This is a genomic window from Bradyrhizobium sp. CER78 (genome assembly GCF_029846235.1).
GTDB lineage: Bacteria > Pseudomonadota > Alphaproteobacteria > Rhizobiales > Xanthobacteraceae > Bradyrhizobium.
The window spans coordinates 505,803-518,388 of record NZ_JARVWP010000002.1 but is presented as its reverse complement, the minus strand read 5'-3'; the positions used below and the strand labels follow the sequence as shown (position 1 = coordinate 518,388).

The 12,586-nt window shown below is 64.1% G+C and carries 13 protein-coding genes; 7 read left to right on the top strand and 6 right to left on the bottom strand.

Going from position 1 to position 12,586, the window contains the following annotated elements:
- Positions 1-216 precede the first annotated feature (216 nt).
- Genes QDT69_RS05530 through QDT69_RS05520 form a run of 3 tightly spaced genes read left to right on the top strand, consistent with a single transcriptional unit; the run spans position 217 to position 5,861 of the window.
- Complete coding sequence (locus QDT69_RS05530; protein WP_279705611.1) at positions 217-2,049, top strand: flagellar hook-basal body complex protein; 1,833 nt, start codon at positions 217-219, stop codon at positions 2,047-2,049.
- Between the two features lie 46 nt (positions 2,050-2,095).
- Positions 2,096-3,973, top strand: a complete 1,878-nt coding sequence (gene flgK, locus QDT69_RS05525; protein WP_279705610.1) for a flagellar hook-associated protein FlgK — start codon at positions 2,096-2,098, stop codon at positions 3,971-3,973.
- Between the two features lie 7 nt (positions 3,974-3,980).
- Positions 3,981-5,861, top strand: a complete 1,881-nt coding sequence (locus tag QDT69_RS05520) for a flagellar protein (RefSeq protein WP_279705609.1) — start codon at positions 3,981-3,983, stop codon at positions 5,859-5,861.
- Between the two features lie 132 nt (positions 5,862-5,993).
- Here the strand turns inward: QDT69_RS05520 and flbT are convergent, their stop codons facing one another.
- Positions 5,994-6,425, bottom strand: coding sequence for a flagellar biosynthesis repressor FlbT (flbT, locus tag QDT69_RS05515; protein WP_279705608.1), 432 nt, complete (start codon positions 6,423-6,425; stop codon positions 5,994-5,996).
- A gap of 370 nt (positions 6,426-6,795) precedes the next feature.
- Here flbT and QDT69_RS05510 point away from each other — a divergent pair, with 370 nt between their 5' ends.
- From QDT69_RS05510 to QDT69_RS05500, 3 genes are all read left to right on the top strand, one after another.
- The gene (locus QDT69_RS05510; protein WP_279705607.1) at positions 6,796-7,959 is read left to right on the top strand and encodes a flagellin; all 1,164 of its coding nucleotides are present in this window, start codon (positions 6,796-6,798) and stop codon (positions 7,957-7,959) included.
- Between the two features lie 206 nt (positions 7,960-8,165).
- Positions 8,166-8,531 carry a flagellar biosynthesis regulator FlaF gene (flaF, locus tag QDT69_RS05505; RefSeq protein WP_050403500.1) on the top strand — a complete coding sequence of 122 codons (366 nt, stop codon included), beginning with the start codon at positions 8,166-8,168 and terminating at the stop codon, positions 8,529-8,531.
- A 25-nt stretch (positions 8,532-8,556) separates the two neighbouring features.
- Positions 8,557-8,919: a hypothetical protein gene (locus tag QDT69_RS05500; protein ID WP_279705606.1), complete on the top strand. Its 363-nt coding sequence runs from the start codon at positions 8,557-8,559 to the stop codon at positions 8,917-8,919.
- Between the two features lie 18 nt (positions 8,920-8,937).
- Here QDT69_RS05500 and QDT69_RS05495 read toward each other — a convergent pair whose 3' ends face one another.
- From QDT69_RS05495 to QDT69_RS05480, 4 genes are all read right to left on the bottom strand, one after another.
- The gene (locus tag QDT69_RS05495; protein WP_279705605.1) at positions 8,938-9,324 is read right to left on the bottom strand and encodes a hypothetical protein; all 387 of its coding nucleotides are present in this window, start codon (positions 9,322-9,324) and stop codon (positions 8,938-8,940) included.
- Positions 9,325-9,486: 162 nt separating this feature from the next.
- Positions 9,487-9,987, bottom strand: a complete 501-nt coding sequence (locus tag QDT69_RS05490) for a hypothetical protein (protein ID WP_279705604.1) — start codon at positions 9,985-9,987, stop codon at positions 9,487-9,489.
- 11 nt (positions 9,988-9,998) lie between these two features.
- Complete coding sequence (gene flgJ / locus QDT69_RS05485; protein WP_279705708.1) at positions 9,999-10,322, bottom strand: flagellar assembly peptidoglycan hydrolase FlgJ; 324 nt, start codon at positions 10,320-10,322, stop codon at positions 9,999-10,001.
- A 32-nt stretch (positions 10,323-10,354) separates the two neighbouring features.
- On the bottom strand, positions 10,355-11,479 hold the full coding sequence (locus tag QDT69_RS05480; RefSeq protein ID WP_279705603.1) for a flagellar basal body P-ring protein FlgI: 1,125 nt from the start codon (positions 11,477-11,479) through the stop codon (positions 10,355-10,357).
- A 263-nt stretch (positions 11,480-11,742) separates the two neighbouring features.
- Between QDT69_RS05480 and QDT69_RS05475 the strand changes: the two genes are divergently transcribed.
- On the top strand, positions 11,743-12,156 hold the full coding sequence (locus QDT69_RS05475) for a flagellar assembly protein FliX (protein ID WP_279705602.1): 414 nt from the start codon (positions 11,743-11,745) through the stop codon (positions 12,154-12,156).
- Positions 12,157-12,195: 39 nt separating this feature from the next.
- Here QDT69_RS05475 and QDT69_RS05470 read toward each other — a convergent pair whose 3' ends face one another.
- Entirely contained in the window at positions 12,196-12,582 is a 387-nt protein-coding gene (locus QDT69_RS05470) for a helix-turn-helix domain-containing protein (RefSeq protein WP_279705601.1), read from the bottom strand.
- Positions 12,583-12,586: the final 4 nt, after the last annotated feature.

Below are 12,586 nucleotides of genomic sequence, written 5' to 3'. Positions count from 1 at the left end.
GCGTCACAACAAAAAAGGGAGCGGGCTCAGAACTGCGCTCCCTCCCGGCAATTGTTGCCTGCCCGGCAATTGTGCCCCGGTTAAACGGCCGGGGCTTTTTTTTCAAGCGCATGATTTTGTTACGATTCGTTTCCTGGCACGACCTTTGCGACATGCTCCGCCGATGCGGCCATCTGCTGATTGCCAGCCGCCGGGAATCGAATTGGAGAACATGTCATGGGTATCTTCGGCGCACTTACGACGGCGGTCGGTGGCTTGCGTGCAGGGTCGTACGCGCTTGAGAACATCTCCGGCAACATCGCCAACTCGCAGACCACGGCATTCAAGCGCATCGATACCTCCTTCCTCGACCTCGTCCCGCAGACCGCGCTGACCGCGCAGCTCGCCGGCGGCGTCACCGCGCAGTCGCGCTCGACCAACTCGGTGCAGGGCGACGTGCAGTCGGCATCGGTCGCGACCTTCATGGCGATCAACGGCAACGGCTTCTTTGCGGTGCAGAAGCCCGGCAGCTTCACCGACGGCTCGCCGGTCTTCGACGGCGTCGACCGCTACACCCGCCGCGGCGATTTCCAGCTCAACAAGGACGGCTATCTGGTCAACGGCGCCGGCTATTATCTCGAGGGCGTGCCGATCGACCCGACCACCGGCAATCCGTCGGGCTCCTCGCCGCAGGTGCTGCGGTTCAAGAACGACTTCCTGCCGGCGCAGCAGACCACCAAGATCGACTATCGCGCCAACCTCGCGTCCTATCCCTTGACCACTGCGCACGACACCTCGGTTCCGGGCTCCGAGCTGCTGCGGCCGGGCGCGTTCAGCGCTGGCCATAATCCGTTGGTGCTGGGCACGCCCGCCGCGCCGTATACCGATTCCTCCGTCACCGGCACCGCGCAGAACAACAAGGCGACGCCGTCGGTCGCCAACACCGCCGCGACCTTGCTTTCGGGCGCTGCGGGCAGCGATTCGATCAATGCCAGCTTCAGCGCCGGCTCCGCCGGCCCTCCGGCCGTGCCCGCGGATACGATCACGGTCAACGGTACCGTCATCACTTTCGTGGCTTCGGGGGCGACCGGTAACCAGCTCAACGTCACCGACAGCATCGGAACGCTGCTCGCCAAGATCGACGCGATCACCGGTACCGCTACGCCGTCGACAATCAGCGGCGGCAAGATCACCCTGCACTCCGGCACCGCGTCGGACTTGCAGGTGACGAGCTCGAACTCGACCGCGCTCGCCGCACTCGGCTTCACCGGGCAGGCGGTTGCGACCCGCGGCGGTGGCGGCACGGTCGGCACCGGCCAGGTTGTCGGCAACGACAACTCGACCTTCCTGAACGAATCCGTGTCGGGCGGCGCGGTCACGGCCTACGACGTGTCGGGTGCGCCGGTGAACCTGCAATTCCGCTGGGCCAAGAGCGACAGCGCCTCGCTCGGTGCCGGACATACCGACACCTGGAACATGTTCTATCAGATCAATCCCAATGCGACCGGCACGCAGGTTGCGTGGCAGAATGCGAACGTCAACTTCACATTCGCACCGAACGGCCAGATGTCGCCGGCGATCTCGTCGGTGACGCTCAACAATGCCGTCGTCAACGGCGTATCGCTCGGCAACCCCGTGATCAATTTCGGTTCCGGCGGGGTCACTCAATTCGCGGACGCCAACGGCAATGTCCAGGTCAACCAGATTCAAGGCGACGGCTTCCCGGCCGGCCAGCTGCAGTCGGTCAGCGTCTCGACCAACGGTCGCATCGTCGGCAACTACACCAACGGCCGCAACATCGATCTCGCCGAAATCTCGGTGGCGACCTTCAACGGCACCAACTTCCTCAAGCGCATCGACGGCGGTGCGTTCGAGGCGACCGACGAGTCCGGTGCGGCGCTGTTCGGCAAGGCCGGCACCATCGTCGGTTCGTCGCTCGAGAGCTCGAACACCGACATTGCCGACGAGTTCACCAAGCTGATCGTGACCCAGCAGGCTTATTCGGCCAACACCAAGGTGATCACGACGACCAATTCGATGGTGCAGGATCTCTTGAACGTCGTGCGCTGATCGCATCGATGGTGCGCGTGTGAAGCAGTAAAGGCGAGTACACACCATGGGTTTGAGCCAAGCCCTTTCCACCGCGATGTCGGGCCTGCGTGCCACGCAGGCCTCGCTCTCGCTCGTGTCGTCGAACGTCGCCAATGCGGAAACGCCCGGCTACGTCAGGAAGACGCTGAACCAGGATACCGGCACCACCGGCCAGTTCGGGTCGAGCGTCCTGATCACGGGCGTCAACCGCCAGCTCGACGAATTCCTGCAGACCCAGCTGCGCACCGAGACGTCGGGCGCTGCCTACGCCGATGTGCGCTCAAGTTTCCTGTCCAACCTGCAGGGCGTCTACGGCAATCCCGACTCCACCGGCACGATCGAAGACGCCTACAACAAATTCCTCACCGCGTTGCAGGGGCTGTCGACCAGCCCGGATTCGCAGTCGGCCCGCATCGGCGTCGTCAATGCCGCGCAATCGATGGCGCAGCAGCTCAACGCGACCTCTCAGGGAATCCAGACGCTGCGCGCCAACGCCGAGGCCGGCATCAACGACTCCGTCAACACTGCGAACAATGCATTGCAGCAGATTGCGCGCCTCAATGTGCAGCTGCAGGCCAATGGCGGCACGCAGGACGCGTCGACCGCGGCGTTGCTCGACCAGCGCGACCGCTACGTCACGCAGCTCTCGCAGCTGATGGACATCCGCACCGTGACCAACAGCCAGAACCAGGTGACCGTGTTCACCAATTCCGGCGTGCAACTGGTCGGCGCCCAGGCCGCGACGCTCAGCTTCAACGCCCAGGGCACGATGACGCCCAACACGCAGTACAATTCCGATCCGACCAAGAGTACCGTCGGCACCATCACCATCACGTTCCCGCAAGGCGGCACCTATGACATGGTGTCGACCAACTCGATCCGATCGGGCAAGATCGCCGCGTATCTCGAGCTACGCGACAATACGCTGGCGAAGGCCCAGACGCAGATCGACCAGTTCGCCGCCTCGATGTCGAGCGCGCTGTCGGACAAGACGACGGCAGGCGCGGCGGCGACGGCGGGGGCACAGTCCGGCTTCGACCTCGACCTCTCGGGGCTGCAGAGCGGCAACACCATCCACGTCTCCTACAAGGACAACACCACCGGCCTCACGCATAATCTGTCGATCATCCGCGTCAACGATCCGAGCGTGCTGCCGCTGAGCAACACCGCGACCGTCGATCCGAATGATGAAGTTCTGGGGGTGGATTTCTCCGGCGGCATGAGCTCGGTGCTGTCGCAGCTCAACGGCGCGCTCGGCGGGACGGGGCTGCAGTTCTCCAATCCGTCCGGGTCGACGCTGCGCGTGCTCAACGACGGCGCCGCCAACAAGGTCAATGTGACCGCGGCGTCGGTCACCACGACGGTCTCATCACTGACGTCGGGCGATCCGCAGCTTCCGCTGTTCACCGACAATGGCGGCCTCTACACCGGCGCGATCACCGCGAACGGCTCGCAGTCGACCGGCCTTGCCGCGCGCATCAGCGTCAACACCGCCCTGGTCGGCGATCCCTCGCGCATGGTCGTGTATTCGACCAATCCGCAGACCCCGGCGGGCGACACCACGCGCGCCAACCTCGTTCTGAACCAGCTGTCGAGCGCCTCGTTCAGCTATTCGCCGCAGACCGGCCTCGGCACATCCGGCGCGCCGTTCACCGGCACGCTGTTGAACTTCGCCAAGCAGTTCATCAGCCAGCAGGGTGAATCGGCGACGGCGGCCAAGCAACTGGCCGATGGTCAGGACGTCGTGCTGAATACGCTGCAGACCAAGATGGACTCGACCTCCGGCGTCAACATGGACGAGGAGATGGCGCATCTGCTCTCGCTCCAGAACGCCTATTCGGCCAATGCGCGCGTGATGTCGTCGATCAAGCAGATGTACGACGCTCTCCTGCAGCTCACGTGAGGGTAACATGTCGATCGACGGCGTAAGCGGCAGAACTTCCTATATCGGCACCAATATTCTCAACCTGCGCAATCAGCTCAATGACCTGACGACGCAGCTTGCAACCGGCAAGGTATCGACGACCTATGCGGGGCAGGGGCTTGATCGCGGCTTTGCGCTCAGTCTGCGCGCGCAGATCAGCGGCATCAATGCATTCTCCGACACCGCCACCAACCTCAACACGCGTCTAAATGTGGCCAATCTCAGTTTGCAGGGGTTGTCCGACGTCGGCACCCAGGTGAAAAATGCCGCGACGACGGCGACGCTGACGCTCAACGAGAACGGGCAGACCTCGGGCCAGATCACGGCGCAGGCCGCGTTCGCCAACGCGGTTGCGATGCTCAACAGCCAGTCGGGCGACCGCTATTTGTTCTCCGGCCGCGCCATGGATACGCCGGCCACGCTGTCGGCCGACACGATGTTGAAGGGCACGGCAACCCAGGCCGGCCTCACCCAGCTTATCAATGAGCGCAAGCAGGCCGATCAGGGCGCCAGCATGATGGGACGCCTGAGCGTCTCGTCGCCGCCGGCGACCACCACGGTGACGAGCGTTGCGGAGGACGGCTCGCCGTTCGGCCTGAAGCTGCTGTCGGTGCAGTCGTCATTGACCGGCGCCACCGTGACCCAGCCGACCGGCACGCCGAAGTCGGAATCGGTCGATCTCGGCGCCGTCAATCCGAAGGATGGCGACAAGATCAAGTTCAACTTCACGCTGCCCGACGGCACTACCGAGGCGATCGAGCTCACGGCGACGACGACCAACCCGCCGCCGGCCGGCTCGTTCCTGATCGGCGCCGACACCACGGCGACGACGGCCAATTTGCAGTCGACGCTGACGTCGTCGATCAAGACCTTGAGCGACACGTCGCTGGTTGCAGCCTCCGCAGTCGTGGCGTCCAACAACTTCTTCAATCCGGTTGCGACCGTCTCGGGCGCCGCCGTCAACAACCAGAACACGCCGCCGGCGCCGATCTCAGGTGCCACGGCGCTGTCGGGGGCAGCCGGCACCGACTCGCTGTCGACCAGCTTCGCAGCCGGTGACACCATCACGGTGAACGGGACTCCGATCACCTTCGTTGCCTCGGGCGCTACCGGCAATCAGGTCAACATCACCGACAGCGTGCAGACGCTGATGGCGAAGATCGACCAGATCAGTGGCACCAAGAACCCGTCGACCATCAGCAATGGCGTTATCACCCTCCATGGTGCGGACGGCCAGAATCTCTCGATCTCGAGCTCCAACACGGCGGCGCTCGGCGCGCTCGGCATCGCCAACAACACGACCGCGACCCCGGCGCCACTCAGGGTCGGGGGACCGCCGTTCAACACGGCGACCAGCCTGGTCGCGGGCACCCCCGCCAATACCGTGTACTGGTACACCGGCGAAAACGGCCCGGGATCGGCGCGCGGCACCGCCGTCGCGCAGGTCGATCAGTCGATCACCGTGCAGTATGGCGCGCGTGCCAACGAGCAGGCGTTCCGCTACTTGTTGCAGAATGTCGCGGTGTATGCGGCAGTCACCACCAACGCCAGCAATCCGAATGCAAGCGCACAGGTGACAGCGCTGGCGCAGCGCGTGAGCGCGAACCTCGCACCGCAGAACGGCCAGCAGCAGATCCAGGACGTGCAGGCGGAGTTCGCCGGCGCGCAGACGGCGACCAAGGCGGCCACCGATCGCCAGACCCAGCTCAAGAGTATGGCGGAAACGATGCTCGACTCGGTCGAGGGCGTCAATCAGGACGAGGTCGCAACCAAGATCCTGGCGTTGCAGACCAGCCTGCAGGCGTCGTATCAGACCACCTCGATGCTGTATCAGACCACGCTGTTGAAATATCTGCCGGTCGGCTGATTGCCGGCCGCCCATCTCCAGCCAGCAAAAAGGCCTCCTAGCGGAGGCCTTTTTCGTTCAGGCGAAGGCTAGAGCGCTTGCAGCGAAGCGGACGCCGGTTCGCGTGAAGAAACCGCGTCAGAACGAGGAGCTCTACGCGATCTTGCGGGTATCGTCCTGATTGATCTTCTGCTCGCCGCGCGCGCTCTCAAGCAGCTTCTCCTCATGCGCGATCAGCTTCTTGGATTCCTTCAACGCGTGATACAGGTCGCCGTTGAGGATGAAGTTGTTGACGCTTTCGATGAAGGGCCAGGCGCTCGGCATCGCGGTGATGATGTCGCGCACCAGGCTGAAATAGGTCGGGTGGTGCGCCATCGGGTCCGGCGACAGATACATCAGCTGCACGGCGAGATAGATCAGCTTCGCCGGCGTGTCGGCGGTCTCCGGCGTCAGGATATCCTTCTCGCGCAGGATCGGGATGCGGTCGCCGTCGATCAGGAGGCGGGCACGCTGATCGGTGTTGGTGATCACGCAGCTGCCGACGATGATGCGCTCGTTCGGTTTGAGTTCGACCTTCAGGGCCATGACCGTTCTCCTTTGCCGGGCAGTCGCACGATGTCGTCGCTAGCGGAACGAAGTTGTGCTCGGCACTGCTTAGCAGCCGCCGTCGCGGCCCGGGGCCGATACGACAGCGATCCTTTCCCATGATGGTTAACGCTTGGTGAACAGGCGGCGGGCGCGGGCGTCGGCATTCGGCCGGAATCGGCAATCGTCTCAGTAGTTTTCGCGGCGAACCTCGCCCAATGGCGACAAATTTATTCTTCCGCATTCGACTCAAATGCCGTGCCGGAGATTTCTGTTTCCTTCGCGGGCGCGAACGCAGGATGGGCCATCCGCGCGGTCAGAAAGGATCGGCGCGGTTTTTTCCTCAGTTTCACACCAGAAAGGTATGAAAATGTCCGGTATCATTCTCTCGTCCTCCGTTCGTCAGAACCTCCTCTCCCTCCAGTCCACCGCCGATCTGCTCTCCACCACGCAGAACCGCCTTGCCACCGGCAAGAAGGTCAACACGGCGCTCGACAACCCGACCAACTTCTTCACCGCACAGTCGCTCGACAACCGCGCCAGCGACATCAACAACCTGCTCGACGGCATCGGCAACGGTGTGCAGGTGCTGCAGGCTGCCAACACCGGCATCACCTCGCTGCAGAAGCTGGTCGATACCGCGAAGTCGATCGCCAACCAGGTGCTGCAGAGCCCGACCGGCTACACCACGCGCTCGACCGTCAGCTCCGCGGCGGCGATTGGCGGAACCGCGGCGAACCTCGTCGACGGCACCACGATCAAGAGCGGTGACACCCTGTCGATCGCGGCATCGGCCGGTCAGCCTGCCTTCACCTTCACCTTTGGCGCCAACACGTCGCTTGCGCAGCTGAATACGTCTTTGTCGGCTAGCAACCTGACGGCGAGCCTCGACAGCTCCAACAAGCTCGTCATCACCACGACCAATGATGCGGCGTCTTCGACGATCGGTGCGGTGACCTACACCGCCGGCGGCGGCACCGTGACGTTCGGCGCCGCAACTGCCCCGGTTGCCGACGCGGCCTCGCAGTCGGCGCGCGCCGCCTTGGTGACCCAATACAACAACACCATCTCGCAGATCACGACCACGGCGCAGGACTCCTCGTTCAACGGCATCAACCTGCTGAGCGGCGACAGCCTGAAGCTGACCTTCAACGAGACCGGCAAGTCCACGCTGAGCATCACCGGCGTCAAGTTCGATGCCGCTGGCCTCGGCCTGAAATCGCTGGCCGCCGGCACCGACTTCCTCGACAACAACTCCGCGAACAACGTGATCGCGTCGCTGAACTCGGCGAGCTCGTCGCTGCGCAGCGAAGCCTCGACGCTGGGCTCGAACCTGTCGATCGTGCAGATCCGCCAGGACTTCTCGAAGAACCTGATCAACGTGTTGCAGACCGGCTCGTCCAACCTGACGCTGGCCGACACCAACGAGGAAGCGGCCAACAGCCAGGCGCTGTCGACCCGCCAGTCGATCGCGGTGTCCGCGCTGGCGCTGGCCAACCAGTCGCAGCAGAGCGTGCTGCAGCTGCTCCGCTAAGCGTACCGACAAGCACTTCGACAACGGCGGGGGAAACCCCGCCGTTTTTCTTTGTCTCCGGGATATTACGGTATCTGTCTGTGCCGTCAGAACGACCCATTTCGTAACGGCCGCTAACCATATTTAAAGGCGCCGGATGCATAAATATCGAGCGCTAGAATTGCGTCCCCGCGGCTCGAGAAATCCGCATCCCATCGAGGTCATTAATGTCGAATGCAGCCCAGGCCTACGCTCGTACCTCAACGACGACGGCGTCCCCCCGTGAAATCGAAGCGCAGGCGCTCTTGAAGGCCGCGCGGCAGCTGCAGGAAGTCCAGGCGAACTGGAACGGCCTCGACAAGGCGCTCGATCACGCGTTGCTGTTCAATCGCCGGTTGTGGTCGATCTTTCTCAGCGCGGCAGAGGGTGCCGACAATCCGCAGCCGCTCGAGGTGCGTCAGAACATCGCCAACATCAGCGTGTTCGTGATGAAGCAGACCATCGACATCCAGATGAATCCGGACCCGGCGAAGCTGAAGTCGCTGATCGACATCAACTGCAACATCGCCGCCGGCCTCTCGGGTCGCGGCTGATCGGGATCACGAAGGAGCTCTCGGCATGGCCGACGTGTTGAGCATCCTGTCCGCCAACTACAAGGCTGCCGGCCTCACGGTGCCGTCGAAGACGCCCTATGTGGCTGTCGATCCGAACCTCTATCAGGGCAGCTGGAGTGGCAAGTACGCCAACAACAAGTCGTTCAACATCTCGGTGTCGAACGTCGAGGGCTTCCGCGCCAAGGTCCATTATCAGAGCGACGGCACCAACAAATATCAGGACGTGCTGATCAAGGACGGCGCGTTCCGGGTCGGCGATACCAAGTTCTCGCTGGTGCAGCAGGGGACGGCGCTGATCGCCAATGTCGTCACCGATCCGGCCACCGGATCGACCTACCTCGACAAGGCCTACGCCACGCAGAAGTGAGGGATCGTTCGCCTGCGTCTAGGCGCGGCGGTCGGTCGCACGCGCCCGCGTCGGCGCGTCCTTGCTGAGATCGAGCGCGTGGAAATAGGCCCGGCGGCGCAATACGGCTTCTTCCGGAAACTGCCTCACCACCAGGTTGGTGCGATTGTCGACCACCTGGTAGACCACGGCGCGTGCGTCGCGATCGATGATGACCTGGTCGGTGACCGATGGGGCCTGATTTGAAATGGACGCATTGACGGCGTTGGGGTCGATCGTGACGCGCACGCTCGGCTCCGGAGCGGTGACGCTCTGGCTCGTGGGCAATTCGGTCTTCATCGCCTTCTGCGCCGTATCGCTCACCGGAGTGATCATCGGCGCTGCGACCGGTGCCCCCACCGGCTTGATGTTGAAATCTGTACTCATGGCAGCCTCGTAGTGCACAGGCACTAGTTTGCTTGAGTCAAATCCCAACCCCTCACGATCCGCAACTCTACGGGGAACCTCTCAACAGGGTGTTAGGGAACACGTTGAATACCGTGCTGCCGGAGCCGCGTCGAATTGAACTAAATTGTCGGCCGGTGCGCGTCAGAGTGTGCGGCTGACGGCGATCGGCGTCATGTTGCGGGGACCCGGCGCGGCGCGCTGTCCGTTCGCGGTGTAGGTGTTCGGGATGTTGCGGCGCTGCACCTCGGCGTTGACGCCGCGCACGATGCCTTCGGAGACGGCATGCGCGGTCGCAAGCACCGTCAAATTGACCTGCAGCATCGCGCGGAACGTCTCGTGATGACGCCGCAGCGTCGCCAGCAGTTCGGGGTCGGTCTGCGACAGCATCTTCTGCATCGACTTCAGATGCTCCACCGCGAGCATGTAGCGTCGCGACAGCTCCGACTTCTGCGCCTCGAGCTGCATGCCCTCGCGGATCTTGCCGGCGCGGACGAACTCGGTCTCCCGCTCGACGACGACGAGAAGGGCGCTCATCACCTCGGTCAGCTCGTTGGCAAGACGCGCGACGTCTGGAGGCGTCGACGTCGCGCCCCGCGCGGCGGGGGCGGAGGCTGGCCGCGGCTGCTGTGGACGCTGGTTCATCGCGCTGCTCCTTAGCTCTTGTTCGCCTGCTGCAGGATCAGCGAGCGGAACACTTCGTTGGAAATGCCGACGCCGCCGGACTTGGCGAAATTCTTCGAATACTCGTCGGTCAGCATCGAGCGCCACGGCCCGGTACCGACCGTGTCGCCGTAGGGACCGTCGCCCTTCAGGCCGGTCGTCATCTGCGAGAACATCGTGTTGAGGAACATCGATTCGAAATCGGTCGCGGTCGCCTTCGCCTTGGTGATCTGCTGTGGCGTGACCTTCTTCATCGCGTCCTGCAGCACCGGATCGGGGCGGCCGTTGAACATCGGCATCAGCGCCTTGTTCGGCATGCTGCCGGTGGTGCTGTTGATCAGGCTCGCCATCACATCACCTCGATGTCGGCTTCGATCGCGCCGGCGGCCTTGATCGCCTGCAGGATGCTGATGAGGTCGCGCGGTCCGATGCCGAGGCCGTTGAGGCCGTCGACGAGCTGTTGCAGCGAGACGCCGTCCTTGACGACCGCAAACTTCTTGCCGTCCTCGGTGACCTGCACATTGCTGCGCGGCGTCACCACGGTGCGGCCGCGCGACAGCGGATTGGGCTGGCTGACCTGCGGGGTCTCCGAGATCGTGACGGTGAGGTTGCCTTGCGCCACCGCGACGGTCGCGACGCGCACATCGCGGCCCATCACGATGATGCCGGAACGCTCGTCGATCACGATCCGCGCGGCCAGATCAGGATCGACTTGCAACTGTTCGATCTCGGTCAGGAAGGCGACGACGTTGCCCTTGAACTCCGGCGGGATCGAGAGCTGCACCGTGGAGGGATCGAGCGGCTCGGCGGTCTTGACGCCGAGATAGTCGTTGACCGCGGCGGCGATCCGCTTGGCGGTGGTGAAATCGGCGTTGCGCAGCGCGAGGCGCACATTGGGCATGCGGTTGAGCGCGAACTCGATCTCGCGCTCGATGATGGCGCCGTTGGCGATGCGGCCGACCGTCGGCACACCGCGCACGACCTTGGCGGCCTCGCCCTCGGCCTGGAAGCCGGAGATCGCCAGCGTGCCCTGCGCCACGGCGTAGACGTTGCCGTCGGCGCCGAGCAGGGGGGTGACGAGCAGGGTGCCGCCGCGCAGATCCTTGGCATCGCCGAGCGCCGAGACGGTGACGTCCATGCGGGTGCCCTGGGTGCCGAACGGCGGCAGATTGCCGGTCACCATCACGGCGGCGACGTTGCCGGTGCGGATGGTGGCGCCGCGGATGTTGACGCCCATGCGCTCGAGCATCGCTTGCAGCGATTGCTTGGTGAAGGGGATGTTGTTGAGCGTGTCGCCGGTGCCGTTGAGGCCGACCACGAGGCCGTAGCCGATCAGCTGGTTCTGCCGTACGCCCTCGATGTTGGCGAGATCCTTGATCCGCGACGTCGCGGCCGCGGGCATGGCGGAAGCCGCCAGCGCCAGCAGCGCGGCGCAGGCCAACCCGAATAAGCTTACGATGCGGATGCCGGGCATCCCGATGCTCCCCTCAAACTCACTGGCGGATCACACGACACTCCCATGACGGCGATCCGCCATTAACCATGCGAGCTGCGTGCCACTTCGTTTCGTTGGGGCAATGTACTGATATATTTATCGAAGTTGTCTGGCTGGCGTTTGGCTCGGGTGGGCCAGGGAGCGCGAAACTGCCGTGCGGCGGCAGAAATTGCCGGGTCGTTAACGCATCGTTAACCATAAAACGGCGATGCTCGCGGCATCAGGCCTGCGGGATCACCCAGATGCGCATCTACGGACCGAACGGCACCACGCTTGGCACGTCCACCAGCTCCACGCGGCGCACCTCGTCGAGCGGCTTCTCGCTGCCGGATGCAACGTCCGCGCAGGAGGAGGTTCGCTCCACCGCCGCGCCGAAGGCCACCGCCAGCTTGGACGCGCTGCTCGCGCTGCAAGGCGTCGAAGACCCGACCGAACGCCGCAAGCGCTCGGTCGCCCGCGGCAAGGGCGCACTCGACGTGCTCGACGCGCTCAAGCTCGGACTGCTGTCCGGCAATTTCGATTCCTCCACCGTGAACCGGCTGCGCGATGCCGCCGCGAGCCTGAAGGAATCCTCCGGCGATCCCGGCCTCGATGCGGTGCTCGGCGAGATCGAGCTGCGCGTCGAGGTCGAGCTCGCCAAGGCCGGGCAATACTAGGCTCTTCCCTCAACCCACCTGTCTCACGCCACGCGTGCCTCAGGCCGCGAGCGCCTTGCGCTGCTGGTCGTAGCGGCGCTGCGCGGCCAGCACCTCCTTCAGATTCTGCTCGGCCCAGTCGCGCAACGGGTCGACCGCCTCGGCGAGCGTCGAGCCGAGCGGCGTGATCGAATACTCCACGGTGACCGGGACGGTTGCGATCGCCCGGCGGCGCAGCAGCCCGTCACGCTCCAGGCTCTTCAACACCTGCGACAGCATCTTCTGCGAGATGCCTTCGATGGCGCGGCGGAGCTGGTTGAAGCGCATCGGCTCGCCGCGCAGCAGCAGCAGGATCAGCACCGCCCATTTGTCGCCGACCCGGTCGAGGATCTGGCGCGTCGGGCAGTTGGCGGCATAGGCGTCCGGCTTCAGGCTGGCGGCTTTCATCGGG